The organism is Nocardioides phosphati (assembly GCF_014646375.1).
GTDB lineage: Bacteria > Actinomycetota > Actinomycetes > Propionibacteriales > Nocardioidaceae > Nocardioides > Nocardioides phosphati.
The window spans coordinates 18,225-43,828 of sequence record NZ_BMNI01000016.1; the positions used below are offsets into that span (position 1 = coordinate 18,225).

General features: G+C 68.0%; 31 protein-coding genes. 10 read left to right on the forward strand and 21 right to left on the reverse strand.

Annotation, left to right across the window (positions count from 1 at the left end):
- Positions 1–17: 17 nt before the first annotated feature.
- Positions 18–194, reverse strand: a complete 177-nt coding sequence (locus IEX47_RS17185; RefSeq protein ID WP_188785301.1) for a YegP family protein — start codon at positions 192–194, stop codon at positions 18–20.
- Positions 195–322: 128 nt separating this feature from the next.
- Positions 323–625 carry a hypothetical protein gene (locus IEX47_RS17190; RefSeq protein ID WP_188785303.1) on the reverse strand — a complete coding sequence of 101 codons (303 nt, stop codon included), beginning with the start codon at positions 623–625 and terminating at the stop codon, positions 323–325.
- Between the two features lie 224 nt (positions 626–849).
- Here IEX47_RS17190 and IEX47_RS17195 point away from each other — a divergent pair, with 224 nt between their 5' ends.
- Positions 850–1,146: a hypothetical protein gene (locus tag IEX47_RS17195; RefSeq protein ID WP_188785305.1), complete on the forward strand. Its 297-nt coding sequence runs from the start codon at positions 850–852 to the stop codon at positions 1,144–1,146.
- Between the two features lie 524 nt (positions 1,147–1,670).
- Here the strand turns inward: IEX47_RS17195 and IEX47_RS17200 are convergent.
- Entirely contained in the window at positions 1,671–2,102 is a 432-nt protein-coding gene (locus IEX47_RS17200) for a hypothetical protein (RefSeq protein WP_188785308.1), read from the reverse strand.
- 109 nt (positions 2,103–2,211) lie between these two features.
- On the opposite strand from IEX47_RS17200, the gene IEX47_RS17205 reads away from it, so the two are divergent.
- The gene (locus tag IEX47_RS17205; protein WP_188785310.1) at positions 2,212–3,048 is read left to right on the forward strand and encodes a tetratricopeptide repeat protein; all 837 of its coding nucleotides are present in this window, start codon (positions 2,212–2,214) and stop codon (positions 3,046–3,048) included.
- Positions 3,049–3,309: 261 nt separating this feature from the next.
- Positions 3,310–3,780 carry a DUF6998 domain-containing protein gene (locus IEX47_RS17210; RefSeq protein ID WP_188785312.1) on the forward strand — a complete coding sequence of 157 codons (471 nt, stop codon included), beginning with the start codon at positions 3,310–3,312 and terminating at the stop codon, positions 3,778–3,780.
- A 14-nt stretch (positions 3,781–3,794) separates the two neighbouring features.
- On the opposite strand, the gene IEX47_RS17215 is transcribed toward IEX47_RS17210, so the two are convergent.
- The 3 genes from IEX47_RS17215 to IEX47_RS17225 all read right to left on the reverse strand — a co-directional run bounded on the left by IEX47_RS17215 (position 3,795) and on the right by IEX47_RS17225 (position 9,718).
- Positions 3,795–8,663: a DEAD/DEAH box helicase gene (locus tag IEX47_RS17215; RefSeq protein ID WP_229662967.1), complete on the reverse strand. Its 4,869-nt coding sequence runs from the start codon at positions 8,661–8,663 to the stop codon at positions 3,795–3,797.
- Between the two features lie 87 nt (positions 8,664–8,750).
- Positions 8,751–8,993 carry a hypothetical protein gene (locus IEX47_RS17220; RefSeq protein WP_188785315.1) on the reverse strand — a complete coding sequence of 81 codons (243 nt, stop codon included), beginning with the start codon at positions 8,991–8,993 and terminating at the stop codon, positions 8,751–8,753.
- Positions 8,990–9,718: an RNA polymerase sigma factor gene (locus IEX47_RS17225; protein WP_188785317.1), complete on the reverse strand. Its 729-nt coding sequence runs from the start codon at positions 9,716–9,718 to the stop codon at positions 8,990–8,992. Before IEX47_RS17225 ends, IEX47_RS17220 begins: the two co-directional genes overlap by 4 nt.
- A 297-nt stretch (positions 9,719–10,015) precedes the next feature.
- Between IEX47_RS17225 and IEX47_RS17230 the strand changes: the two genes are divergently transcribed.
- Positions 10,016–10,819: a DUF4839 domain-containing protein gene (locus IEX47_RS17230; RefSeq protein ID WP_188785319.1), complete on the forward strand. Its 804-nt coding sequence runs from the start codon at positions 10,016–10,018 to the stop codon at positions 10,817–10,819.
- Between the two features lie 7 nt (positions 10,820–10,826).
- A complete protein-coding gene (locus IEX47_RS17235) occupies positions 10,827–11,063 on the forward strand; it encodes a superinfection immunity protein (protein ID WP_188785321.1) in 237 nt (78 codons plus the stop codon).
- An 82-nt stretch (positions 11,064–11,145) separates the two neighbouring features.
- Here the strand turns inward: IEX47_RS17235 and IEX47_RS17240 are convergent, their stop codons facing one another.
- The 3 genes from IEX47_RS17240 to IEX47_RS17250 are packed head-to-tail and all read right to left on the reverse strand — an operon-like array spanning position 11,146 to position 14,270.
- Complete coding sequence (locus tag IEX47_RS17240; RefSeq protein WP_188785323.1) at positions 11,146–11,964, reverse strand: prolipoprotein diacylglyceryl transferase; 819 nt, start codon at positions 11,962–11,964, stop codon at positions 11,146–11,148.
- An 11-nt stretch (positions 11,965–11,975) separates the two neighbouring features.
- On the reverse strand, positions 11,976–13,877 hold the full coding sequence (locus IEX47_RS17245) for a relaxase/mobilization nuclease domain-containing protein (protein WP_188785325.1): 1,902 nt from the start codon (positions 13,875–13,877) through the stop codon (positions 11,976–11,978).
- A 6-nt stretch (positions 13,878–13,883) separates the two neighbouring features.
- A complete protein-coding gene (locus IEX47_RS17250; RefSeq protein ID WP_188785327.1) occupies positions 13,884–14,270 on the reverse strand; it encodes a plasmid mobilization protein in 387 nt (128 codons plus the stop codon).
- A 242-nt stretch (positions 14,271–14,512) separates the two neighbouring features.
- Between IEX47_RS17250 and IEX47_RS17255 the strand changes: the two genes are divergently transcribed.
- Positions 14,513–14,794 (forward strand): hypothetical protein, encoded by a 282-nt coding sequence (locus IEX47_RS17255; RefSeq protein ID WP_188785329.1) that lies wholly within the window; start codon positions 14,513–14,515, stop codon positions 14,792–14,794.
- Between the two features lie 531 nt (positions 14,795–15,325).
- On the forward strand, positions 15,326–15,706 hold the full coding sequence (locus IEX47_RS17260; RefSeq protein WP_188785330.1) for a single-stranded DNA-binding protein: 381 nt from the start codon (positions 15,326–15,328) through the stop codon (positions 15,704–15,706).
- Positions 15,707–15,715: 9 nt separating this feature from the next.
- Here the strand turns inward: IEX47_RS17260 and IEX47_RS17265 are convergent, their stop codons facing one another.
- Together IEX47_RS17265 and IEX47_RS17270 are read right to left on the reverse strand one after the other, a co-directional pair.
- Positions 15,716–16,738: a zeta toxin family protein gene (locus IEX47_RS17265; RefSeq protein WP_188785333.1), complete on the reverse strand. Its 1,023-nt coding sequence runs from the start codon at positions 16,736–16,738 to the stop codon at positions 15,716–15,718.
- Between the two features lie 32 nt (positions 16,739–16,770).
- Positions 16,771–17,232, reverse strand: coding sequence for a hypothetical protein (locus IEX47_RS17270; protein WP_229662968.1), 462 nt, complete (start codon positions 17,230–17,232; stop codon positions 16,771–16,773).
- A gap of 265 nt (positions 17,233–17,497) precedes the next feature.
- Between IEX47_RS17270 and IEX47_RS17275 the strand changes: the two genes are divergently transcribed.
- On the forward strand, positions 17,498–18,343 hold the full coding sequence (locus tag IEX47_RS17275) for an RCC1 domain-containing protein (protein WP_188785336.1): 846 nt from the start codon (positions 17,498–17,500) through the stop codon (positions 18,341–18,343).
- A 60-nt stretch (positions 18,344–18,403) separates the two neighbouring features.
- Here IEX47_RS17275 and IEX47_RS17280 read toward each other — a convergent pair whose 3' ends face one another.
- The 4 genes from IEX47_RS17280 to IEX47_RS17295 all read right to left on the reverse strand — a co-directional run bounded on the left by IEX47_RS17280 (position 18,404) and on the right by IEX47_RS17295 (position 20,340).
- Complete coding sequence (locus tag IEX47_RS17280; RefSeq protein ID WP_188785338.1) at positions 18,404–18,772, reverse strand: hypothetical protein; 369 nt, start codon at positions 18,770–18,772, stop codon at positions 18,404–18,406.
- Positions 18,773–18,946: 174 nt separating this feature from the next.
- Positions 18,947–19,546 (reverse strand): hypothetical protein, encoded by a 600-nt coding sequence (locus IEX47_RS17285; RefSeq protein ID WP_188785340.1) that lies wholly within the window; start codon positions 19,544–19,546, stop codon positions 18,947–18,949.
- An 88-nt stretch (positions 19,547–19,634) separates the two neighbouring features.
- Positions 19,635–20,078, reverse strand: coding sequence for a single-stranded DNA-binding protein (locus IEX47_RS17290; RefSeq protein WP_188785342.1), 444 nt, complete (start codon positions 20,076–20,078; stop codon positions 19,635–19,637).
- A gap of 40 nt (positions 20,079–20,118) precedes the next feature.
- Complete coding sequence (locus IEX47_RS17295; RefSeq protein WP_188785345.1) at positions 20,119–20,340, reverse strand: hypothetical protein; 222 nt, start codon at positions 20,338–20,340, stop codon at positions 20,119–20,121.
- Between the two features lie 308 nt (positions 20,341–20,648).
- Between IEX47_RS17295 and IEX47_RS17300 the strand changes: the two genes are divergently transcribed.
- Positions 20,649–21,053 carry a hypothetical protein gene (locus tag IEX47_RS17300; protein ID WP_188785347.1) on the forward strand — a complete coding sequence of 135 codons (405 nt, stop codon included), beginning with the start codon at positions 20,649–20,651 and terminating at the stop codon, positions 21,051–21,053.
- A 224-nt stretch (positions 21,054–21,277) separates the two neighbouring features.
- On the forward strand, positions 21,278–21,979 hold the full coding sequence (locus IEX47_RS17305) for a hypothetical protein (RefSeq protein WP_188785349.1): 702 nt from the start codon (positions 21,278–21,280) through the stop codon (positions 21,977–21,979).
- A gap of 112 nt (positions 21,980–22,091) precedes the next feature.
- On the opposite strand, the gene IEX47_RS17310 is transcribed toward IEX47_RS17305, so the two are convergent.
- From IEX47_RS17310 to IEX47_RS17335, 6 genes are all read right to left on the reverse strand, one after another.
- Entirely contained in the window at positions 22,092–22,646 is a 555-nt protein-coding gene (locus tag IEX47_RS17310; protein ID WP_188785350.1) for a hypothetical protein, read from the reverse strand.
- A gap of 590 nt (positions 22,647–23,236) precedes the next feature.
- Positions 23,237–23,506, reverse strand: coding sequence for a hypothetical protein (locus IEX47_RS17315; protein WP_188785352.1), 270 nt, complete (start codon positions 23,504–23,506; stop codon positions 23,237–23,239).
- Positions 23,503–23,709, reverse strand: a complete 207-nt coding sequence (locus IEX47_RS17320) for a hypothetical protein (RefSeq protein WP_188785354.1) — start codon at positions 23,707–23,709, stop codon at positions 23,503–23,505. Before IEX47_RS17320 ends, IEX47_RS17315 begins: the two co-directional genes overlap by 4 nt.
- A gap of 23 nt (positions 23,710–23,732) precedes the next feature.
- Entirely contained in the window at positions 23,733–23,951 is a 219-nt protein-coding gene (locus IEX47_RS17325; protein ID WP_188785356.1) for a hypothetical protein, read from the reverse strand.
- A complete protein-coding gene (locus IEX47_RS17330) occupies positions 23,951–24,346 on the reverse strand; it encodes a hypothetical protein (RefSeq protein WP_188785358.1) in 396 nt (131 codons plus the stop codon). The genes IEX47_RS17325 and IEX47_RS17330 overlap by 1 nt, the downstream gene beginning before the upstream one ends.
- Before the next feature lie 287 nt (positions 24,347–24,633).
- Positions 24,634–25,533, reverse strand: a complete 900-nt coding sequence (locus IEX47_RS17335; protein ID WP_188785360.1) for a DUF4192 family protein — start codon at positions 25,531–25,533, stop codon at positions 24,634–24,636.
- Positions 25,534–25,604: the final 71 nt, after the last annotated feature.

The window sequence follows — 25,604 nt, forward strand, 5'->3', positions numbered from 1 at the left end:
GCTGTGCCTTGGGTAGGTCAGACCTCGACGACCGTGGCGCCGTCGGCTGCGCGCTGCACCGCCTCGGTGCCCTTGATCGCGGCCCCCTTCGTCTCGTAGGCCTCGCCGGTCGCGACGACCTCGCCGTTGCCGGCCTTGAGCCGGAACCGGTACTTGCCGGCCTTGTCCTCGTAGACCTCGAACTTGCCCGCCATGTGCTGCCGTCCTTCCGAGTGAGGTTGCTGTCGATCGCGACGGTAGCCGCGTCGACGCCGCCTAGGAAGGAGGCGGGGGAGAGCGGCTTCCCCGTCCGCGCTGCCCCCGCCCCTCTCCGAGGACTCTCTCAGACCGATCGCGCAGTGGGAGAGTCGGCCGAGCTCGTACCGCTGTCCTTCCGGCCTGTCCACATGCGACCGCGCGGCACCCCTGTCAGCGCGGTGGGAGGTACCCACTCGACGGTCAGCGTGAACGGAATCGCCGGGTGCGCGATCGATGGTCGCGCGAAGGCCACCAGGCCCCACCACATCATCCGACCCCGCTTGTCGGGTGCCTGCTTCCACTCGAGCAGCAGGGCTGGTGAGATCTGGCCGCCGATGTCGAACTGCAGCCCGACTGCGCACGGGAGTGGCATCGGGGCGGCGTCCATGCCGGCAGCCTAGTCGAATATATGTTCGATCTTCTACTTCTCCGCCGCACCCTCGCGGCGGCGAGATCCAAGGGATGACGACATGGCTTCCGAGGTCCTACGCTCGTGTCGACGGTCACAGGCCTCTGCCGGAGACCCTTGGGCCCCTGGCCACCATGTCTCGGGACATGTGGTGCTTGTCGGTCGTCAGCCCCCCGGCGACCAGTCGCACGTAAGGACTTCCGATGGCCGAGATCACACAAGCGATGATCGATTCGCAACGGAGCGCCGCTGCGAACGCCTATGAAGAGGCGAGGCAGCTGATGCACGAGGGTCGCGCCGAGGATGCGGCGAGTGCCTTGCTGCGCGGCCTGGCTGCCTTCCCAGCGCACACCCAATCCCTCTACCTTCTCGGGGAGATCGCCGAGCGTCATTCGGGCAACATGCCGCGAGCAAAGTCGCTGTATTGCTCGGCGCTGGCGATTGATCCAGCCCACGCGGACGCCGACGCTGCTCTCCGCCGCATCTATCGAGGCGAGTGATCCTGATGGCAGGATCGCCGCCAAGCGCGAACGACACCGTGTTTGGAGCGGTTGCTATCGGTGCAGCCGTGCTCGGTGTTACCACCCTCGCAGTCGTTGCCGCACCGGCCGCAGCTGGCGGAGGTGCGCTAGCACTGCTTGCGACTGCGGTCGAAGGCGGCAGCCTAGCGGCCGCCGCCGCCGAGGCCCTGACCGTCGGAGCGACGGCCGCCGGCATCGCGGGATTGATGACCATGAGCGGCGACTCCGTTGGACCTGCCACTCCGCCGGCCCCAGAGCCAGATAGCTCCGTCCCGGAACCTGCATCCCCGGCTCCCGCTCCCGCGACTCCGGCTACCCCGGGTCCGGGACCCGGGACAGGTGGTCCGTCGGGCGGCGGAGAGCCGCCACCGGGCGGAACGGACTGGGTAAGGGTCGCTGCCATCGCTGGCGGAGCAGCGAGCGTTATCAGTGTGGCGACAACGAACATTTGGAAGGTCTACGAACTAGGCCACCCGCCCAACGCGCCCGGCACCCAGCCGGGTTTAACGCCTAGTTCCACTGGCAAAGCAGCGCCTCTCCAGCCTGCCGCTGCGACGCAGCACGACGGTGGGAAGCAGCCAGCCGACGCGGGCCAGCAGGTGCCGCCGGCCGAGCCAGGCCAGCAGGTGCCGCCGGCAGACCCGGGCCAGCAGCTGCCGCCGGCCGACCCAGGCCAAGTGCCGCCGGCCGACCCAGGCCAGCAGGTACCGCCGGCCGACCCAGGCCAAGTGCCGCCGGCCGACCCAGGCCAGCAGGTACCGCCGGCCGACCCGGGCCAGCAGCTGCCGCCGGCCGACCCAGGCCAAGTGCCGCCGGCCGACGCGGGCCAGCAGGTACCGCCGGCCGACCCAGGCCAAGTGCCGCCGGCCGACCCAGGCCAGCAGGTACCGCCGGCCGACCCGGGCCAGCAGGTACCGCCGGCCGACCCAGGCCAAGTGCCGCCGGCCGACGCGGGCCAGCAGGTGCCACCGGCCACCAACTCAGACGGCGGCGCCAGCCAGGGCGGCGCCGGCGACGCTGACGCGAGCATGGACGGCTAGACAGATGAGCGACTTTCTTCAATTAGGGCAGCGCCTCTACAAGGAGAGCCGCTACGCAGACAGCTCGCGAGCCTACGAACAGGCCCTAGAGGCCGGGGCCGATACCGCTGAAGCCCTCTACGGCATCGCCCGCGCGGCGGCCGCCAGGGCCCAGTACGACGAAGCGCTCGAGACCTTGGAACGGGCTAGAAGTGCAGATCCAGCCCACCCCAACGTCGTATTCCTTATGGGCTGGATCCATCAGCAACGTGGAGAGGTGTCATCGGCCATCGCGCGCTTCACGGAGGCCTGCACCGCCCAGCCCGGCCACCGCGAGGCCGAAGCCGCGCTCGCGGCACTCGGTGCGGATATCCCGAGGCCGCCCGCGGCCAGCCATACCCGTCAGGCCCCTTCGATGGCGTCGAACTCGCAGCAGGCGCGTCGTCCCCGCGCGTTGACGGGGCGCTTGATTGTCGGCCAGGTCGAACTGGTTGAGCAGCGAGCCGAGGCGGGAGGCGTAGGTGCCGACTACGCCGCTGCCCTACAACGCGCGAGTCGGAGTGCCGTCATTCTGCGGATCCGCGCAGAGGATGGATCGCGGTACGTAGTTGCAATGCGTGGCGTCGGCCTGACGGGAAGCACCCCGCAGCACGGCGACTGGATCGCGGTACCTGCGGTGTTCAACGACGGGCGACTGGAGGTGTCCCGCCTCGAGAATCTCGAGACCGGCGAGCTTCTGGAGATGCGGCAGCCGAGCAAGACGAGCAGCGCTGCCTACATCGCGCTCCTCATCTTTGTGGCCCTGGTGATCGTCGCTGCCTTCTCCTGGGTGATCTACGGATTCGTCACCACTCAACTCTGATCACGGGCGAGCTCGCCACCGCTCGGCTCGCGAGCTGGGGACATCGCGGCACTCCCGGCGGCAGACCGTTGCGCTCGCGGGCGGTCAGGCAAGGAGTAGGGATGCGCGAGCCCCACCCAACTAGATGATATGTCACCGATAATCAACGTTATGACATTACTCCCATAGACTTACATCACATTATACGGGCTGAACCACTCCCCTTGGCAAGAGAGGTCAGAACCAGACACACAGGCCGAGCGCCATCCCTAAAGTCGTCGCATGAGCACCGAGATCGCCGGCCTGGTGACGCGCCTGTACGAGATCGTCGCCGAGCTCGAGGCGCTCCACGAAGGCCGCCACTTCACGCCCGACGGTCACCTGGTCGGCTCGATCGGCGAAGTCCTCGCGGCCGCGATGTTCGGGCTCGAGCTGATGCCGGCGTCCAACAAGAGCTACGACGCGAAGCTCGGCGATCAGACCGTAGAGATCAAGGCCACCCAAGGGAACGGGATCTCGCTCCAGGCGCACTTCGACACCCTCCCCGACTTCCTCGTCGCGCTTCGGATTGAGCGCGATGGATCGGCGAACGTCATCTACAACGGACCAGCAGCGCCCGTCTGGGAGGCAGCCGGAGAAGCCGCGAAGAACGGCCAACGCCGAATCGGCATCTCCCGACTCCGAGCGCTGCAAGAGGCGATCCCAGAGGCCCAGCGGCTCTCGCCGGTCCTTCAGACCACTCCCCCGATCTAGGGGCGGGTCACCCGCTACGCCTCGGGAATCACTTCGAGCGGCGGCAGCGAGTCGACGATCTTCATCGTCTCCACGCTGACCGTCACGACGCGGGCGAGGAGGTCGATGATGTAGCGCGGGTCGCCAACCTCGCGCGACCAGTCGTTCGGGTCGTTGACGATCCCGGACGCCTTGTCGGTCTTCACGTAGTAGCGGTCGATGATCCACTCGATCGCGGACCGGCTCCCGAGCATGTACTGGTACGCCTCTTCGGGGATCCCGGAGAGCGTGATCCGGTCGTTGTAGACGATCGTCGTCCGGTCCTTCTCCTTGCCGGACTTCCCGAACGCCATCTTTCTGTCGCCGACCGCGAAGAACGCATAGGGGTCGCCGATCGGCTGGATGTCCAGCCCCGCGAGCGGGTACGGGTCAACGGTCTCGTAGCCCAAGTGCAGGTCGCTCAGTGATCGGCCAGCGTCGACGAAGCCACGGAAGTTCCTTACAAACGGGATCCTTGGCAGCATCTTCCTCAGGTCCGAAGCGAAGGTCACGCGGTAAGTCGGAGAGTGAAGCAAGCCGTACACGTAGAAGTAGATGTCATCCTTGGTGATCGCCTCAGCCGGGTATGCCGCAACGAAATTCGCCAGCGCCTCGTCGGTGACGTTGTCGATCTGCCGGTGGCCATCAATCAAGCCGCCCTCGATGTCGAGGCCGAGCTCCAGGCCCGCGGCATCCTCCTCAACCTGCTCATACCGCCAGCGGGGGAAGTACTGGCCACTACCCGAGCCCCACAGTGCGAGGTCCGGGATCAGGTCGCACGCCAGAGCAGAGAAGGGGTGGCCCGACCCCGCGGCGGTTAGGTAGAAGCCGAAGTTGCGCATGGTTGTAGTTGGAAAGATGCGCGGCAACTGACCGCGAATATGGTTCAGGCCACCGTCGTAATACACGGTCTGCCTGAAGAAGGGCCGGTAGATGGCTCCGCCAAGGTGCTCGCGCTCGAAAGTGACGTTGCGGCCAGCGGCGAGCCGATTCTTGAGGCTAAGCGTCCACGAGATCTTCGTCGGGTCCAGGTCAATGAAGTCCGGTACGAGATCCTTGGGCTTCGCGGTCGTCCGGGTCCGCTCCCTGTGCTCCTGAAACCCCCGAACTTGATCGTTGAACGCGCCGATCGTCCTCCTGACGGAATCCTCCAGCGAGGAGCGACTGGAGTTATAGACCCATGCGTCGCGCCCTGTCTCCAGCCCACGGGTGTATGTCTCGAAGATCGTGGGCGCACCGAGGTCGGCTCCATGCTTCGCCCCGACGGGCATGTGCCGCTGAAAAGAGGTGTCGCGCTGGTCGAGCCAGTCACCGTGCTCATTCGGAACGAGTTCGACGCAATCCGCCTGAACGATGTCACCGGCCGCCTCGACCTCGCGGATCTTCTGCCCAGCAGTCAGGTAGTCGGCAACCTGCCGGTACCGAAGCCGACGCGTGGCTGCCTCTGGATTCCGAACAAGTACCGTGATCGCGATCGTTGCCCGCGAGCCCCCCTTAGAACTCTTGAGTTCTTTGCCGTCGACACCCCAGCCCGCGAACTCAAACAGTGGCCTTCCCTCGCGACGCCCTTCCTCACCGCCGACCCGACCATTTCCGCGCAGGTTGTAGATGTGGATTGAGGAAAACTCTGCGGCAAGGGACTTCCTCATCCCATCGGCTGTATTCGAATCGAGGAATCCGCCGTTAGTGATGAACGCGATGACGCCCCGCTCGCCAAGCTTCGAGGTCGCCCAGCGAATGGCCCGAATGTAGGAGTCGAACATCGCGTTGTTGCCGCCGCGCGACCGCTCCGAGAGATAGTCACGGCGGATCGCCCCGTCCAACGTCGGGTACACCTCGTTCGCGTTGTTGTCGTTCGCGCTGTCCTGCCCCGCCGAATAGGGCGGGTTGCCGACGATGACGTCGATCTTCATCGCCTCGATGGCTTCGAGAACGTCGTTGTTCTCAGTAAAGACGTCGAGGTCCCTCTGATCGTCATCCTCAGCCGCCTGGAAAGTGTCGGCCAGCGCGAGGTGCGGGAACGGCCGGGACTCCCCCGTTAGGTCTTCGTAGACCATCTGGAGGTTGGCCGCGGCGATGTAGTAAGCCAGCAGCAGAATCTCCTGGCCCGCCATCTCGGATGCGTACTTGCGAGCCACGTCTTGCGGCTCGATCAGACCCGACTGGAGAAGCCGCACAAGGAACGTGCCCGTACCCGTGAAGCCGTCTAGAACATGGACGCCTTCGTCGGTGAGGCCGCGGCCGAACTCCTGGCGCATGACCGCGTCAGCGGAGCGAAGGATGAAGTCGACGATCTCGATCGGCGTGTAGACGATGCCGAGCTTGTCGACCGTCTTCTTGAAGGCGGTGGCGAAGAACTTGTCGTACAGCTCGACGAGGATGCGCTGCTTGCCTTCGGCGTTGTCGACCCCGGAGACCCTTCGACGAACGGAGGCATAGAACGGCTCGAGGTTCTCGCGCTCGGCGGACATGTCGACTTCGTCGAGCGAGGCGAGCATCAGCTCCATAATCCGGGCGACAGGGTTCGTCGAAACGAATCCACTGTGGCCGAAGAGCGCGTCGAAGATCGGCCGGGTGACGAGGTGCTGGGCGAGCATCTCGATCGCGTCGTCGACGCTGATTCCGTCGTTGAGGTTGGCGCGCAATCCCTTGAGGAACTGGGCGAATTCCTTGCTCTGCGGGGAGTCGGGGTTAGCGAGGAGGGCGCGGATGCGGACCTTGTGCCGGTCGGCGATCTCGGAGACGTCCTTGGCCCAGGTCTCCCAGTAGCGGCGCTCGCCGACCTTCTGGACGATGCGGGCGTACATGGCATCGCGGAAACCGTCGAACGCGAACGTCAGCTCGAGGTTGTCGCCGTACTGGTCACTGGGGCCCTCTCCCCCGCCGTTCCGTTCGTCTTCGTCGCGTGGGGTGACGTTGTCAATGATCAGGCGCTCGTTGCGGGTCTTGTTGAGCTCGATCTGGTTGATCATCGCGTGGAAGCGGTCGTCGTGCGATCGAAGTGCCTGGAGCACCTGCCACACGACCCGGTACCGCTCGTTGTCACGCAGCGCGTCTTCGGGAGCCATGCCGGCGGGGACGACGACGGGAAGGATGATGTAGCCGAGTTCCTTGCCCGGGGCCTTGCGCATCACGCGGCCGACGGACTGGACGACGTCGACCTGCGACCCTCGGGGCGTGAGGAAGAGGACCGCGTCGAGGGCGGGAACGTCGACGCCTTCGGAGAGGCACCTGGCGTTGGTCAGGATGCGACAGACGTCGTCGGGCGCATCCTCCTTCACCCAGGCGAGGTGACTGTTGCGTTCGTGGATGCCCATGGTGCCGTCGACGTGCCGGGTCTCGACGCGGAGCGGCAGCGCGTTGCTCGGCATCTCCTCCTGGAGGGCCCGGTCGACCAGGACCGGGAATGAGGCCGCGGCCTGCTTGGAGGCGCGGATGTCCTTGGCGAACGCGACGGCTCGCCGCATGGGGATGCGGTTGTCGCTCGCGAGGTCGGCGCTGCCGTAGTTCTTAGCCAGGCCGTTCCAGCAGCCGAGGAGCTTGGCTGCGTCTCCCAGGGCGATCTCGCCGCTGTTCGCCATCGCCTGCTGGAAGTTCTCCGCGACGTACTGCTCCTCGACTGCGAGCACGAGGACCTTGTAGTCGGTCAGGAGGCCGGCTTCGACGGCATCGCCGAAGCCAAGGCGGTGCAGCTCGGGACCGTAGGTCTCCTCGTCGCCCATGTCGGCGAGGATCGCCTCCGCGTCGGTCGCACGGCGCTTGACCTCGTCGCCGAAGACGCGGGGGGTGGCAGTCATGTAGAGCCGCTTGCGGGCCTTGATGACGTTGTTGTCGTGCACGCGCACGAACGACGATTCGTCGCCGCCGGCGAGGGTGACGCCGGTGGTGCGGTGCGCCTCGTCGCAGATGATCAGGTCGAAGTCTCCGACGCCCGCCTGCTGCGCCGCGGCGACCACGTCGATCGACTGGTAGGTCGCGAAGACGACCGTCATCCGTTCCTTGGCCCGCTTGCCCGCAGTCATGCGGGCGGCCAGGGTCACCGCATCGGTGGTGGCGGGCTCGGTGAGTTCGATCGTGGAGAACTCAGGGTCGTCGGTCGTCTTGCGACCGACGCGCACGTCCGAGCACACCGCGAAGGGGCGGATGTCGACGTCGGCCTGGGCCATCCACTCGCGAAGCGACTGCGAGAGGAGTTGGATGGACGGGACGAGGAAAAGGACCGATCCGCCGGCGCCGACGAGCTCCTCAGCGATCTTGAGTGAGGTGAAGGTCTTGCCGGTGCCGCAGGCCATGATCAGCTTGCCGCGGTCGTACTCCCCCAGCCCGGCCCGGACCTTTTCCAGGGCGACGGTCTGGTGGGGCCTCAGGGTCTTGGGGCCGCTGGCGACGACGACCTCGGGGGTCGACCAGGAGAACTGGCTCCAGTCGACACGGGCGTCGTCGAGGTAGCCAATGTCGACGCGCTGGACAGGTACGGCGAGGCCCTCGAGGGCGTCGGTGGCGTTCTTCGACCAGCCGCCGGCGGTGTCAAAGATGTAGCGGGCGCTGAACTCGGCCTTGCCGGAGGAGGCGACGAAGGAGTCGATGTCGGCCTTCGCGACGTGCTTGTGCTCGTCGTAGAACTTGCACTGGATGGCGGCGAGGTCGTCGCGATCGCGGTGTGCGGCGACCATGTCGATGCCCGTGTCGGGGCGACCCACTCGGCCGGGCCACTCGCTCCAGAGCCAGACGTCGCTGAACTTCGCGGTCCACTCCGGCTCGGTGGTGAGGTAGGCGCGGATGAGGCGCTCGAACTTATCGCCCTTGTCGCGCTCGTCGAGAGCGGTTGTACGGAGCTGCGCGAGTACCTCGTGAATCGTTGCCACGGGCTGCATCCTTCCGCACCGAAGCGCGCCGCGGCTGGAAATGGATGCGGCCCCCAAGAACTTGGGGACGCAGTTCGTCCAGGGTCGTCAGTGCGAGAGGCCTCGCTGCTGCTTCGACTGACCCTCGCCTCGGGTCGGCCGGGCCTTGCGAGCCCACAGGCTCTGCCACCAGGCGAGCCGATCCGCCGACTCCTGGGGGACGACTGCTCCCAGGACCAGGACCAAGAGCAGGCCGACGTAGACGAGGGCCGCAACGCCCCACGGCATGCCCGAGAGCGCAGTGAGCAGGCCGGCTCCGATGGACCCGGCTGAGACGCCGATGCCGCTCATGCCGCCTTCCCCCGCCCACCGAGCGCAACCTGAACGGTCTTCTTGAATCGGTACACCCGACCCTCGACCGCCCTGGCGCTGAGACCGACGACCTCGCCGACCTCGGCGTGGGTGGAGCCGGCGGCCAGCAGCGCCAGGATCGCGCGCGTCTCGTCGTCGGCCAGCCGGATCGCAGTCCGGAGCAGCTCCCGGTCGACGGCCATCTGCGCGGTGTCGGCACTCGCGCCCGGGGCGAACGCCTCCGGGTAGCGCTTGGCGATCGCGACGACGCGATCGACCCTCTCGCGGGACCACGCCCTGTAGGCCTTGGGGAACGCGAACAGGCACCCGGTGACGAAGAACGTCTCGATGCTGGAACCTCCGTCTGGCCTCCACCGCTCGCGTTCGATCGTCACATCCCGGAAGTGCTGCTCACCGGCAGCGACCACGTCGACCGCGAGCGCGTCGCGCGCCTCGAGGTCACTGTGCAACGCGACCCGGTCCGACGAGCTCACCGCCTGGATGACGCTGTGCTTCTCGAGCATCGTCTTGATCTTGCCGGTGCGCAGCGCGTCCTTCATCACCGGCAGGGCGTAGGCCCAGAGGTGCTCACGGAGGGTGATGTAGGAGGGCGAGCCGCAGCCGTCCGCGATGGCCCGCGCCATCAGGTCCTCGGCCTTCTCGGGGTCGAGCGGGACGGTGCGCCGGTACCCGGCCTGCGTCGTTGCTTCCTCGTTGTCGTACATAAGTCCTCCGTTAGATCCTTGCATCCTTAGCCCGGGTCATCATCCGCGAGCCCGCGAAGCGTCCTATCTACGAAGTCGGCGAGACCCCACGCAGAATTTCTGACGCCCGGAAACATCTCGACGTTCGGCCCTGCTGCGGGTGCTCGAGCACAGCGCCAGCGCGGCGAGAGATCAGACGCCTGCGCTCGAGAGAGCTGATCGTCGACAGCTCCTCTGGCGCGGCCCGCTTCGTCGGGACCGCCGGGTGATCCGTGCGTTCGTCTGCGCTGCACAAAATGTCTCAATAGGGTCGCTGCCATGAAGCGACGCATCTTGTCCGGCACGCTCGGCACTGCACTCCTGCTCACCCTCTCCGCCTGCGGCGGCGAGACGCTCAGCGCGAACCAGACCAAGGCGCCCGCCTCGGCGAGTGACATGGAAGGCGAGCAGTACAAGGGCGTCGTGAGCGACCTCAAGGACGCGGGCTTCACCAAGGTCGACACCAAGAAGATCGACGACCTGATCACCGGCTGGCTCACCAAGGACGGTGAGGTCGAGGACGTCAAGATCAACGGCTCCAAGGACTTCGAGTCGGGCGACGTCTTCGACAAGGACGCCAAGGTCGTCGTCGCGTACCACACCTTCCCCGAGAAGAAGGAGAAGGATGAGGAGGAACCCTCTGACGAGGCCATCCCATCTGACAAGCCGTCCCCGGAGCCCACGCCGGCTCGCAGCAACAAGGTGATCAATCCGCAAAACAACAAGGAGTTTGCGGCCCTGATGACCATCGGCGACAACTGCGACCCAGCGATCGGCAAGTTCGTCGACGCCAACCAGGGCCGGAAGGTCGCCTTCAACGGATCGGTCATTGCGGACCCCATCGCCGAGGATTACCTCGGGCAGCCGTGGTGGACCGTCACGTTCGCGCCCGGGGATGCTGGGGTGAACAGCAGTAAGGGTGCCTACTTCCAGATGGAGAGCATCGCGGAGAGCGACATTCCCCTCGCCGCGGGCGCGGAACTGGCGGCTAACACCAGGGTCCGCCTGACCGCGACGCTGGAGGAGTTCAACGAAGACCAGTGCCTAGTCAAGGTCGCACCGGTCGACATCACGACGCGTTGATCGAACGATGAGCCGGGTCATCACCGACCGCCGCGGGCGGCCAATCAGCGTGATCATCAGCGTTGTTCTGACGATCTGCACCCTTGGATACTTCCTGCCCTGGATGATCGCCGCGCTGCGGGGGAAGTCGAACGCTTGGCCGATCTTCTTCTTCAACCTGCTGCTCGGCTGGACCGTGATCGGCTTCGTCATCGCGCTGGTGCTCTCGGTACTTCCCCATCAGGCCGTGGCACTCCGGCGTTGAAACTCCACCCACGAACAGAAGGCCTCTCCCCCGGCGGGGAGAGGCCTTCTTTGTTTCTCGGGGACGAGAACGATGCGGTCGCCTATCTCGAGAGGCCTCGCTGCTGCTGCTTCGACTGACCCTTGCCGCGGCTCGGCCGGGCCTTGGCGCGGCCCTGCTTGCCGTGGGTCGCCTGGCGGGCCGGGGCGCCCTGGGAGACGTCGGCCAGCATCTTGGCCTCCACTCCCTCGCTGCTCCCGACCGTCCGGGAGAGTTCCTCCGCCGTGGCGGCGCGGCGCTCGGCGGTGTCGTAGGCGATCTCGCCGCGGCGCTCGAGGTCGGCGGCCTCGTGCTCGTGCTGCTCGACCTCCTTGGCGGCCTCGTGCTCCTCTTCCGGCGTCGACGCGTCGCGCTCGTCGTCGTGCGCCTCGGCCGCGAGCTGGTCGGCGCGATCGGCGGCCGCCAGCAGAGCGGCTCCCTCGACCAGGTCGACGTCGGCCTGGCGGGCGAGCTCGTCGGCCGCGGTCGACAGCCGCTCCCCCAACTCGGCCGGTGCAGAAGCGCGCACGTCGATGCCGTACCGGCTCTGCACCTCCTCGACGATCCGCTGCTCTGCACGCGCGGCCTCCGGGTCGTAGTCCTTCCACGCCGCCGCCATGCCGTAGACCTGGCTGATCTCGGTCCGGCTGCCGTGCTCCCACCACTGGGGGTTGTCGACCAGTGGGTAGTGGACACGCGCGGCGTCGCGCTGCCCGTCGAACCGTGCGTGGAGATCTCGTCCCCGCGCCTCGCTCTCCGACGCGGCCCGCTTCTGCTGCTGCTCTCGCACGCGAGCCATCGCCTCAGCGACGCGGCCGGCGGCCGTCATGGCCACCTGCAGCTGCTGGTGCAGGGCATCCTCGATGCCGTCGTTCTCCGTCATGGTTACTCCCCCTACCTCTCGATTCCTCGATCAGGTCGGCCCGGTTCACCCGGGCCAGTCCACGGCCGCCCCGGTGCGGTCGTGGGACGCTGCGCCGGCTGTGCCGGCGTGGCGCCGGGGCCGCTGTGGCCGCTGTGGCCCCGGCTCGCCGCCGGTCCGGCTGCGGGACTCGACGCGGCCGCGAGGCGCGCGTCGACCGCGGCCAATTGGCCGCGGATGGTCTGCTCGATGTTGGTCGCGCGCTTCGCCGCCGACGTCGCGGCGTGCATGTCGTGCACTGCCTTGCCCAGGGCGATCAGCTGCCGCAGCATCGCCATCTGAGCCGCGGGCCCGCCCTTGCTCGCCGCCATGAGGAGGTACGCCGTTCCGGCGACCGACGGCAGCGCGGTCATGGGCCTGATCGGCTTGGTCGTCTGCGCGGACCGCGCCAGCGTGTCCGCCGCGGCAGCGAACGGTCCGGGCGTGGGCTCCGTCGCCTTGGACCAGGCCGCGAACGCGGCCGCGGTCTCTCGCGCCACCTTCGCCCAGGCGCCGTGGTCGTCGAGCGGGACGTGCGCGAGTTGCTTGCGCAGCTCGGCGATCCGCGCGGCCGCGTCCTGCCACATCGCCGGGTCCGGCGACTGCGTCTCGCGACCGGCTGCAACCGCCGGCGAGCCGGCCTTGCCTGCGCTCCACTCGGCCACGGCCGCGTCGGCGCTCTGGGGCGTCGAGGGCCACTCGGCACGCAGCCGCGGCAGCGCCAGGTCGCGGCCCAGGGTGTTGCCGCCGTACCAGATCGGGGACTCCCCCGCCTCGGGGCGAACCGCCACGGAGTAGCCCTCGACGATGTCGGTCCGGCCGCGGGCGAAGCGGGGTCGGACGACGAGTCCGTGCTGGCGCATCCGGCGTACGAACTCGGCCTCGTCGGCCGAGGCGCCGGCGCACGCACGGACGGTGCGGGCCATCGCCCAGCGAGGCTGCTCGGCAACGATCGCGGCGTTGATCAGGGCGTCGCGTTCGGCCTTCGGGAGGAACCTCCACTCGCGCGTCTCGCGGCCTGCCTTGCGGTCCGCTTCGAACCGGCCACGGGCCTTGCGGCGAGCGGCCTGCTCCTGCTCGCCGTACTGGTACTGACCCGCCGAGACGATCGTCTCGGCGTGCGTTTCCCGCGCCGACCAGGCGCGCTCGAACTCCTCCGGCGAAGCGAACTCCTCCGCCACCAGAATGCGCTGCTGGTCATCGTCGAGCTCGGCCCACGGAATGCGCGGATCCGCGCCGGCGCCGCGCTCATCGCGGCGCTTCTCCTCCCACGTCGCTCGAGCATGCGAACGCGCCACCTCATAGCTGTTCGGATCCAGCGGCAGCAGACCGAACTCCTTCTCGAGCTCGCGACACAGGTCGCGGGCTCGGATGAAGTCGTTGTGGCGAACCGCGCGGGTTCCGTCCTCGCGGACCAGGTTCACCACGATGTGAATGTGGTCGTTTCGACCGCCGAGCTGACCGGTCTTCTCGTCGACCGTTCCGGCCGACAGACCGTGCCGGACCGCAACCCATCGCGTCGGCGCCTTGGTGCCCTCGTGGTCACCGAAACCCATCCGCTCGACGAACGCCTCGGCGATCTTCTGCCACTCCTCATCGGGCAGCTGACCCTCCTCCGAGCGCAGCGAGAGGGAGCACTGCCACACGTGCGGCTTCGTCTTCGTCGCCACTCCCCCGGACTTCGCGGAACGCTCGAAGTTCCGCCGCGGACGGTCGAGGTGGTGCGCCAGGTCGAGCGCACTCTCGCGCGTCAGCTGCTCGTCGAAGTGCCACGCCATGACCGTGGCGTCACCGGCCACGACGTGCGGGTCGGTGTGCTCGTTGGCCCGGCCCTCGCCGGCGAGGTACGACAGCAGACCGCCCATGCGGTCACCGGTGGTGATCTTCGCGAACAAGCTGCGTCACCAGGCCATCTGGTCGAGCGTCGCGTCGATCCGCTTCGCTGCCTTGCGGACCTCCGCCAAGACGACGCGAGTGTCTTCACGGATCGAGTTGTCGGCGTTCGCCTGGCGCGCGATCTGGTTGATGTTGTTGGCCAGGTTCGCCAGCAACCGCTCGATGTGGAACAGCGCCGCGGCGTTCTCCCGCTGCTGGTCCACTCCCCCACGATCTCCGGCAAGAGCTGAGGCAACCAGCAGCCGCTGGACCGACACCTTGGCCGCGCCGGCCAGTGCCTCGAGCTGCTGCTTCTCGTCCTCGCTGACAAGCACCTTGTACGGGTGCGACCTGCCACCCGGGACGTTCTCGCGCCGACGGCGCCGGAGGTTCCGCGAGTGCTCCTCACTCATCGGTGCCTCCTCTCCCGACCCGTCAGGGTCCGCCAGCGCAGCGACCTCGCCTCCGTGCGAGGACACAGAACCAGTGTGCGCTCAGCGCGCTGGGACTGTCAACGGTTAGGGTACCTAACCATATAACTTGCTCCGCTGGGCACAGCCCTGAGGAGCAACGCACCGCGCCGCGGGCTACCGCGCGCGGTGCCAACAGATCGGGCCCATCAGGGCCCCCTTGAGTCGCATGTGAAGATGCGTCCATGACGCTGAACATCGACGAAGCCGAGCGCGCCGCACGCGCTCTCCTGGACAACCGCATCACCTCCGTTCGCGCGCTGGTGGAGAAGCGCACGGCGCTCGACGAGCACCGCGAGCTGCTGGCGACGCTGGAGCGTCAAGACGCCCAGGCGTACGCCGCCGCGCTGCGCGACGGCTGGACCGCAGACGAGCTGCGAAAGCTCGGCATCGCCGAGCCGGAGAAGGCGGGCAAGCCGCGCCGCAAGGCGGCGCCGAAGTCTGCCACCGGCGGATCCGCGGGCTGAGGTTCTCAGCCCCTCGACCACCTGTGGACGATCCGAGCTACAACCGGCTCGGCCTCGCCCACAGGAATGGACGACGGGACCCCGGGACGGTTGACCACAGCCCGGCCTCTCGAGCCATTCCCGTGCTTCGCACCTGTCCCGGTCCGGGCCGTGGACACCCTCACGGCCGTGGGTGATTGCGGCTCAAGCAGCCACCGAAGAGCCACCACTCCCCCGCGCTTCGCGCGACCACTTCAACTGCACGGCTTTGCCGGGCTGCGCCCTCCGGGCGCGAGGGTCGGACCGTTCGGTCCGGCCCTTCTTGCTTCTGTCTTCCTGCTCCCGACGCCGCCCATTCTGATACGGCCAGCTGCGCGCGCAAGGGCAAGACATGTCGCCTCCGGCGACCCTTGCACTGCTTCGCCGGCCGCATGGGCGGCAGTTGTTCGGGAGCAGGGGGACGAGTGGCCCACCTTCCACTGGGGTCACCACGCCTCTCCCGGATCGACCGATCACCAGACGGTCGACAACTCCGCGAAGAGAGGCACCACCATGAACCTGATCCTGACCGCATTCGAGGGCCAGCTGGCCGCCGAGCCCGTCCTCGAGGAGACCGCCAACGGCACCCCGGTCTGCACCGCCACGGTGCTCATCAACCGCCGCAAGAAGCAGGGCACCGAGTGGGTCGATGCTGAGCCGACCCGCCGCAGCATCAAGGCCTGGCGCGGCACGGCGAGCAAGCTCGCAACGCTGAAGAAGGGAACGACGGTCGTCGTCATCGGCAACGTCGAGACCGAGGCATGGGTCGACGACGCCGGCACCAAGCACTGGCGCGAGACGGTCACCGTCGAGTCGATCGGTCGCGGGCTGCTGCTGCCCCGCGACGACCAGGGCGAGCACATCACCATGGGTGCCGCCAACGGCACCGAGTGATCCCAGGCGTCAGTCGCCGAGCCCCGGGCCGTCAGGCTCGGGGCCGCGGCGGCCCGGCCCGCGGGGGAAGGCCTGCGACTGGCTGCGCTGCACCTCAGCGAGCCTGCGGTCGAGCAAGGCCTTGCCCGGGCCGGCGCGCAGCATGTCGCACTCGACGATCGGCGTCGGGTACGGGCTCTCGGCAGTGACCATGTCGGAGGTGACGCGGTGCAGCTGGTACCCCACGACAGCCGGGCACTCCTGGGCGAGCCGGCGCGCGACACCCTCCGAAAGCGCGGCTCCACCGGGACCGGTGAACACCTCCCGGGCGTACTCACTCGGCACCCACCGGCCGCCCAGCTGGTCCTGGCCTCCGGCCAGCGCCGCCTCATAGGAGTCACGCCACCGTTCGCGGATCCGGTCCTCCGAAACGTCGAAGGGAACCTCGACGTCGATGACGCGAACGCTGTAGCCGGCCGCGGCGAGATCGGCGCCCATCTTCAAGGCACTCGCCTCGTTGCTCAAGACGGTGTCGATCACCAGGTTGAGGCCTGTGCCGGGTGAGTCGGGGTCGGCGGCCGCGACGATCTGGTCGCGTGCCTTGCGCGCGAGGAGCGATGACTCCTCGTGGACCAGTGCCGCGAGCTCGAGGGGGAAGAACCGCTCTCCCCCGGCCTCGAGGTCCTTGACCGCCTGAGGCTTGATCCAGCCCTCAAAGCTGCCGTCCGCCTCGGCCCGCGCCAACAGGGCTTCCTTGAAGTCGTCGGCGTCGATGCGGACGAACTTGGCCAGGCCGTCCTCGCCGAGTTGCTTCTTCAACGTCGTGGTCTTGCCGGCTCCGGGTGGGCCGGCCAGCACGATCGCCCGGCCTTGCGCCTGGGCGCCGGAGTGCTTGGCCAAGGCCTCAGTGATCAACTCGCGGTGAAGCCGGCGGCGCGCACCGCGCGCGATCAGTTCGCCGTCAGCGTTGCGGCCGAACCACTCCGGGTTGTTCACCGTCGCCGTCGCGGCGTCCGGGCCAAGTGCCTGTCCGGGCTTGGAGAGGGCGCGCACCAAGTCCATGTGCCGCCCGATGTCGGGAGAACTCACGCGCCGGGCACCGGCCCGATCAGCTTCTCCACGATCTCGTCGTACACGTCTTCCTCGATCAGGCCCTCATCAGCCGCCCGCTCGACCTCGCCGAAGTTGCCCGGCTCGTCAGCCGCAAGCCAGTCGACCCCGTCAGTCGCGCCGCGCTTGCCGTAGGTCCAGCGAGTCAGCTCGTCGACCAGCTGCGCGCGGTCCAGGTCGCCAGCGGCGTAGCGCTGGCAGATCTCGGTGGGGGTAGCCCCGGAGAAGCCCTCCCGGACCGGCGGGACCTTCTCCGCGGTCTTCAGCGCCGAGGAAAGTGAGGGCTGCGTGATGCCCGCGGCGCGCGCGACCAGGCGCTGCGAGAACAGCCTGTCGGCCGCGACCAGGGCGCGGCGGTAGTCGAGCTCGTCGACCGTCTTGCGCGAGCGCGCCTTGACTACCGCCCGCAGCTCCTCGGGGATCTGGGTCATGGACACCTCGACCACCTCCTATAGAGGATTCTATCAATCTCCGTTTTCGAACGCCAGAGATTGTCGAGATGCAGCGAAAAGGAGGTGACCGAACGTTCGCCTCAAGAACGCTGGTTCAGCAGGCATTGGTGAGCAGTGCGGCCCGCCCAGCTTCCTGACGTTTGTGGCGTGGCCTGCGGCGGCCGCTTGTACACCTCCGGATCCGTCGGAGATCTCCGGATCTTCGGGCGATCCGACGTCGCGGCAGCGGGGTTGAAACTAGCCTCACCCTGTGACCGTCGTTGCAATCTCTGCCGGTAATGAACACTGTCTCGCCCTCATGGAAGGCGGGACGGTGGTCGCTTGGGGCAGCAACACGCATAATCAACTCGCCGTACCAGATGGGCTCACTGATGTTGTCGCGATCGCCGCAGGCGGCTATTACAACCTCGCGCTCAAGCGGGACGGAACGGTCGCGGCGTGGGGCAGTGAGCCATGGGGCTTGACGTGGACCCCCGAGGGGCTGGCAGGCGTCATCGCGATCGCGGCCGGGGCGACGAGTTTTGCGTTGGCCCTGAAGGAGAACGGCTCAATTGTCGCGTGGGGCAATAACCACTCCGGCGAATCCAGTGTGCCGATGCCAACACGCCCTGAGGGCTTCCGTGCGATCGCCGCGGGCTCCACGAACGGCCTGGCGGTCACGGGGTATGGCGATGTCGCTGCCTGGGGAATGTACGGCCGCACCCCAGCCGCCGGACTGGTTCCGGAGCAGGTGCGGCTCGGCTGTGCCGCCATCGCCGCCGGGGGCGAGCATGCGCTCGGCCTCACGCAAAGGGGAGTGTTCGCGTGGGGAAACGCCAGGAACAAGTTCGGCGTGCTGGATGTGCCAGATGGCCTGGAGGGCGCGCTGGCGATCTCGGCCGCCGACTTTCACAATGTGGCGCTCCGAAACGACGGCACAGTCGCGGTCTGGGGATGCAACGACGCCATGGGGTCGCTCGCAGTGCCTGACGGGCTGGCGGACGTCGTTGCAATCTCAGCCGGAACATACGTGGGGCTGGCCCTTCGGGACGACGGAACGGTGGTCAGCTGGGGCAGCGCGCGTGCAGAAGTCCCGCCCGAACTCTCGCGTGGGTGAGGCAGAGCCCAAGCTTCACCCGATCTGACACCCGTTTGCCTCGATAGCCATCCCCACAATTCACTCTGTGCCGTCGCTGATGATGTGCGAGACGGCGTTGAAGGCGATGTCGAGCCGCTTGTGCAGATCGACCCCGACGTCGCGGACCTCCTCGAGCTGATACCGGGCGACGTCGATCGCCATCCGCGGATCGGTCTCCTCGGTCATCCCGTCCATGGCCAGGTTCTGTTCCTGCGCGGCCTGCTCGAGGATCCGCCCCAGCTGCGCTGACGCTTGCGGCAGCGCAGCCGCCAGCTCGGCGAGGTTGGCTAGGGCGTCGGCAACGGTGGCGGGCGTCATGGCTGGCAAGGCGGTGGTGCGCCGGCACAGCTCACGGACTGCCTCGGCCGCGGCGCGGGTCTGGCTGAGGGTCTCGTCGCTCTCGGTCATGGGTCCCCTTGGGGTATGGGTCGTGTCGGTCACGACGAGGACGCTCCTTGGTTGGTCCAGTACGGCGCTGGATCTGACTCTGCCGTAGGACATCGGCACGTGCAGGCGCGTTGGATCATCGGCACGGACTGATTGGCACAGTCGGACGGTGTGTGTGCGCCGGCCGCGCACGGTTCACAGACGCTCACGCTCACCCTCCATCTCGGTCGGGGTGGGTCGTGGCTTGGTCGCGAGCCGGATCAGGAAGCCGGCCGTGCGGCCGTCGTCGACGCACCCCTTGGCGCGGTAGAGCTGCGCCCGGGACGGCGTGGCGGTCAGGGTGACCCGCCCGCCGGCCTCGTGGACGTTCTCGCGGATCCACTCCCCCAGTTGGGGGCCGACACCGCGGTGCTTGGGCCAGGCGCCGGCTCCGGCCGCCTGGACGTCGCCGGGGAGCGCTCCGCGCCGTGGGTCGGGTCGCAGGATCGTGGCGGCGCGGCCGCGGTCGGTCTCGAGGTAGGCCAGCTGCGTGGTGCGCGAGCGAGGGGTGAAGTAGGTGACGCCGGCCGTGGCCAGTGCGTAGCCGCAGATCACGGTGAGCGCGACCGCGAGGGCTGCCAGCGCTGCTTGTGTCAGCGTCATGAAGAGCAGGAGTGCGGCGCCGTAGATGATGGCGACCGTGCCTGCCAGCCACCACGTGGCGGGGGCGGTCGCGAAGGCGATCGCGACGGTCAGCGCTGCGCGCCGGCGGGCAGGACGGTCGCTGCGGTCAAGGATGCGGGGCGTGGTGCTCATGGTGTCTCCCGAGAGGTGTCGACATTTGCGATTGTGCGGGAGACGGGGCCGGTCTCGCTGGACCTGCCCCGCCTCCTGTGGATGAACCTCACTCGCTGCCGACCGGGACAGCCCACGGGTCACCGCCGATGGCGGCCTGGGCGTCGTCGATGCTGGCGCTGTGGCTACGGGTCACCTTGGTGGCCTTGACGGTGGCCCTCTTGGTGGAGAGTCCGACGTCGCCGAACCGCTCGGAGATGGTGACGACGTCCTTGGTGCGCTTCTCGCCGTCCTTCTCCCAGGACTCGGTCTCGACGAGGCCGTGGACGAGGACGCGGTCGCCGCGGCCGGCGCTCTCGGCGAGGTTCTCGGCCTGCTGTCCCCAGACCTTCACGTTGTGCGCGGTGGGGTCGGCGTCGTGCCAGTCGCCGGCGGCGTTCTTGGCGCGGCGGTTGACCAGGGCCCGGAACTCCAGGACGGCCGTGCCGGAGGGGGTGAAGCGGAGCTCGGGGTCCGCGACGAGGTTGCCGGAGAAGGTGATGACAGTGCTCATGATGTTGCTCCTTGTGGTGGGTGGTGCCGCTTGATGGATGTCAGGCGGTCTCGGCGGGGATCTCGCCGTAGACGTTGAGGACGATGGACTCCAGGGCGAAGACGGCGTCCTCGACCTCCCATCGGCTGCTGCTGTTGTGCGCAATGTTCAGCTGGTCGCGTGCTGCTCCGAGCTGCGCCCGGGTCGTGTCCGGGTGCTCCTCGAGGTGGGCCAGTGCCTGCTTGCCTCGGGTGATCGCTGCGAGCCGCTCCTTGACGGTCATGACGGCCTCTCCTCTCGCTCGGTTGGACCTCTCGGGCCCCTTGCTCCCAACAACTGCGCCGAATCGGGCCGCGCCGACCGACCAAGGCTCGTCAGCGCAGCGACGACATGTCTGGCCTTGGGAAGTGGAGGTGAGGTCTAGAAAGATCGGCGTGTTGGGAGCAAGGAACCGCTCGCTTGATCCGGCAACCGCCGGCTTCAGCCGGCGACCTTTTGCCGCGCCCTCCGTGGCGCGCGCCAGGCCCCGGCAAGGCACCAACGGAATTGATTTCCAGGTACAGCGGCTCAGCGTGCGGCAGCATGGACGGCGTGAAGCTCTTCGCCGCGTCCTTGTTCGGCGTCATCGTGTTGACCGGCGGCTGCGCCGGCGACAACTCGGCTGTGGACGCTGGCGTCAGTGCGCAGCGGTCGCCGACTGTGAATCCGGCCGAGTACAGCGAGCAGGTGCGCCAGAACTACGCACAAAGCTGCGAGGCCGCGATCCGCGCGCCGTCGACGTCCTCCACCCCGTACGGCAACGGCAAGCTTTCCCGCCTGTTTGGCTCGGCCACCCCAGCCTCCGCGTCCATGAGTCCGGCATGCCAGTGCCCGTGGGACTGGATAACCACGCACGTCCCCTTCCGTGACTTCGTGAAGTGGGATGTCGCGGTTCGATCGGGGACATCGACTGAGGTTCCCGAGTGGGTCGTCGATGCTCAGGTGGCTTGCAGCTGACCGCGACGAGTCCCGCTCCCGGATATGGGGTCGCGGGGACGGCCCGCCGCGGCGTCGCCTCGTTCGTGTCGGGTCGTGCTGGCAGTCTGGGCCAGCAGGGTCTCGGGAGCCACACCACAAAGGGGAAGTGAAGGATGAGCCACCGGCGGATCGGGGACCCTGACTACGTCTGGCGTGAGTACCGCAGCGAGAGCGCGATGCACTGGCGACTCTGCGAATCGTGCATGTCGGAATACGACGCGCCCACTCCCGACTCAACGGCCGGCTTTGGCTGCGAGGCATGTGTGGGTGTGGCCGACGAACACGATCACCCGGAACGCCTGACGGATCTTCCGACCGAGAGGGTCCCCCGCGCACACGTCTACGCCGCGGAAGCAGAGCACGCGTGGTTCGCCTTCCTCGTTCTCCGCTACGGCCTGCTCCAGGAATGCGCGCACGCAAGTGGCTCCCAGCGGCTGGCCGTGGACGGCGATCGCTGCGACATCTGCACGAACACGTTTGAGCGTGACACCGTTGTCTTCCTCCGGGAGACCTTCAAGTCGGAGGAATGGGCCGAATCCGCTGACCAACTGCGCCGCAGGGTCGATGAGTACGCCGCATGGTGGTCCAGCGACGAGGCCATCAACGCCCGCGTGCGTGCAGAGCTCCGCGAGGAGCGGGACGCGGAGGAGCGCGCGTTTTGGAAGATCACGTCCGAGGACGTGGATGCCAGGGTTCTGTGCTGGCCTTGGAACGATGACGACCCGCACGCGCCCTACCAAGTGAAGACGTACTTCGACCTCTGCCCCGAAGCTCCTCCGTCGGTCCGCTGCTACTACGTGAAGGAGCACGCCGAGGAGGATGCGGCATTGGACCCCGGGTGGTCCTACTTCGTCGACGTTGACGCCGATCGCGCAGAAATGGACCGGCTTCGCGGCCAGCCCTAGGCCCGGGCCCACAGGGCTGGCGCGCCAGGTCGCCGGGCGGGCTCGCAGGGCGCAACGAGCTCGTCCCGTTCCGGTGGGGTCCGGGGAGGGCTGGGCCCTCCCCGGCGCGCGGTTAGGCCGCGGTGGTCTGGTCCGCGTAGGTGCAGGCGACTGTGTCGCCGTGGTGCATGCCCTCGCACTCGATCGCGCCGAGCGTGCGGGAGTCGTCTCGGGCTGCGTGCCGGGCCTTGCGCTCGCCGTCGTCGATGCGGGATGCGCTGATCGCCTCGTAGTGGCCGAGGGTGTCGGTCATGCCGCCCAGGTCAGGCAGACCGGCAGCGGCCCACATGCGCGCGCACAGCCCGAATCCCTCGTGGTTCAGCGGTGCGCGGGTAGCGACCTCGAGCAGGCCGATGACCAGTTCGACCGACGTTCCCGGCCGGGTGTCCTCGCCTGCCGCGACGCGGTCGAGGATCTCGCGGGCATGGGCGCGGTAGATCATCTCGGTTCCCATGCGGTCGCCCTGCTCCGCGCGCGGGGCCAGCAGGCTGAAGGAGTGGTAGATCCGGTCCGCGGCGTCGGGGTGCCGCTTCTGGGCCCGGGCGATCTCGTCCTCTGCCCACCCCATCCGCTCAAAGATGTTGGCGAGCGAGTTCTGGACCTCGGCGATCAGTTCGGCAGCGTTCATGTCGGGTGTCCTCCTGCGGGTGGTGACCTCGGGAGCCCCTTGCTCCCAACAACTGCGCCGATCGGCCCCGCCGAGTCGGTCAAGGCTCACCGCAGGTGACATGCCCTGGCCTTGACCGGCGAGGTGGGGCTGAAACGATCGGCGTTGTGGGAGCAAGAACCCGTGAAAGAAGTCGCGCCGGCGTAGCCGGTGGCGCGTTCACCGGTCCTCCGCGGCTGGTACCTCGCACAGCTCGGACCGCCCCAGACCGCTCGAAACCCAAGACGCAGCGCCGCAGGCCGCCCTACCGTCCTCTGTATGGCAAACCTTCGAGTGCAGACGTCACAAGACCGCGAAGGCGGCTGGACCTGGCGAATCGTCGACGGACGCGGCCAAGTACGCGCCGAAAACTTCACAGCGTCGTACTACTCGGAGGCTGACGCACGCACCGCCGGCGAGGACCGGGCCCGATCGATGGAATCCGCGGGCAACTGGTCGTAGAGGCTGGCGCACTTCGTCGCGGCAGCCGCTAACGCTCGTCGACGAAGTGCGCCTGCCGCGCTTGCGGGTGGGGTCCGGGGAGGGCTGCGGCCCTCCCCGGCCGGCCGATTTCAGGCCGGGATGATCCACGAGCACCAGCGCGGCGGCACGTCGGTCGCGTAGCAGTCGTCGGCGTTGTAGCGCTCTTCCTTGGCGTCGATGGTCAGCAGACAGAAGGCGATGCCGGAGTCCGACTCGACTTCTTCCTGCGCCTCGACCTCGGTGGCGTAGGGGCCGACAACGTACGGGGGCAACGGCTCGGCCGTGCCGAGCGTGGAGCGCTCGACCACGACGAACCATCCACTCCCCGGCTGCGGCGCGACGGTGGTCTCGGCGCTCATGCGCTCTGCTCCCCCGTCCCGGGCTCGATGCGCAGGTCGGCGGTGTTGACCACGACGCGGCCGTGCGCGGCCGTCTGGATGATGTTGCAGCGGCGACCATGGGCCACGACGGTGCCGGGCACCACCGAAGTCTCCGTGATCGAGTGGAGCGTGACGAGGACGTGCGTGCCGATCGGCAGCAGGTTGGGTGCTTCTCTGCTCATGGCTTCTCTCCGTTCGGTGGTGGTCAGGAGGTGACGGCGCGGATGTTCGTCAGCGCGTCCCACGGGTCGGCGTCTGTGTTGGCCTTGACCAGGCGCGCCACGACGCGCTGCGCGGATCGCTCGGTCAGCAGCGTGGTGTCGGCCGGGTCGGCGTGCAGGGTCGTGCGGACCTTCCAGTCCAGGCCGGTCGTCTGCTCGACGTAGACGACCTCGCCGCGCCAGTGGGCCTCGATGCGGAACATCAGATGCCCCACGTGAAGGTGCGGCCGGTCAGGTTCTTCTCGCTGGAGTCGACGACGGTCACGATGTAGATCCCGTCGCCGCCGTACCAGCCGGTGCCGGTGAGCGGGAACAGGCAGTCATCGGCCCACTCCTCCAGCGCTTCGGCGTTGGGCGTGGGGATCTGGACCGTGAGGACTTCGCGCACGGTGCCGTCGCTGTAGACGTTCTCGATGTGCAGGCGAGCGGTGATCTTCTCGCCGCTGCAGTCCTCCCACTGGGCGGGCAGGTCGGTGCCGAACTCGGCGGCGATGTCAGCCGAGATGTCGGCCGGGTTCACCCGGCACATCGAGCAGACGTAGTCCTTCAACTCGTGGGACCAGACGGCGCGGTGGGCCGCTGCGATCGTTGCGTTCATGACTGCCTCCTGCGGGTGGTGACCTCGGGAGCCCCTTGCTCCCAACAACTGCGCGGATCGGGCCCTGAGGAGGCGGTCAAGGCTCCGAGCTTGCGAGGACATGCCTTGGCCTTGACCGCCGACGAGGGGCTGAAAAGATTCGCGTTGTGGGAGCAAGGAACCCGTCAAAAGAAGGGGCTGGCGCGTAGCGCCAGGCGTTCGGCCGCCCTGGGCGGTTGATCGAGGCTCGAGCTCCGTCTCGAGCCGAGTGCCGGGGCGGGTCCCCTGTGCCCGCCCCGGCTGGATGCTCAGGCTGCGGTGAGTCCGGCGAGTGCGGATTCGGTCGGGCGGATCGCGTCGCGCAGGACGTGCGCAATGAACTTTGCGATCGGGTGACCGGCGTCGTCTGCAGCCTCGTAGGCGACCCACGCGAGGGCGCCGTGGCCCTGCATCCATGCGGCGAGGCCGAGCAGCAGCGCGGCCGCGGGCCGGACCCGGTCGGGCGCCCGGCGGGTGAGGTCGCGCAGCAGGTCGACCATCTGGCGTGCGTTGGCCTTGGTGAGCAGCCGGGCGGCGGCGTACTGGAACTCGACGTTGGCGAGCGCGACCAGCAGGTGCGCCGCGTCGTCGTCGCTGAGGTGGTCACCGGTGGTCAGGAACTCGTTGATCCTGCTGGTGATCCATGCCGTCTCGGTCTTGGTATCGCGGATGCGGGTCGCGTCCAGGAGCGCGGCCACGGGTGCGGTGTCGCCGGCGAGGCTGACGGCGAGCGCTTCGCGACTGGCCACGGGCGCGGCGGCGCCGATCCATGCCGCCTCGACTGCGATGCGGTCGTGGTCGGCCAGCGTGACCCTGCCGCCCGTCTCGGTGACGTGGTCGAACCACTCCCCCGTGCTGGTGACGTGGATGCGGGCGAGGACCGGGGCGACGTCTTCGACCATCGCTCCGATGCAGGTGAGCGCGTCCTCGGCGTCGCTTGCGGTGTCGGTGAAGGAGACGAGCATGACCGGGCTGGGGTGCTTGCGGAACGCCGATCCGAGGGCGATGCAGGACTCGATCAGGTCCCCGCTGTTGTGCGGGTGGTCGATCCGCGCGCTCATGCCGCCGATGCCGACGGCCACGAGGCTGTCGGTGGGCTGGAACCCGATGATGTGCGGCACGGCCGCGATCACGTCGGCGGGGTTCTTGAGGGTCAGGGTGGTGGTCATGAGTGGACCTCTTCCTGCCCGCGGACCGGGGGGTGGCATCTGCGTTGCCGACCCTGTTTCGCCCGTCCCGG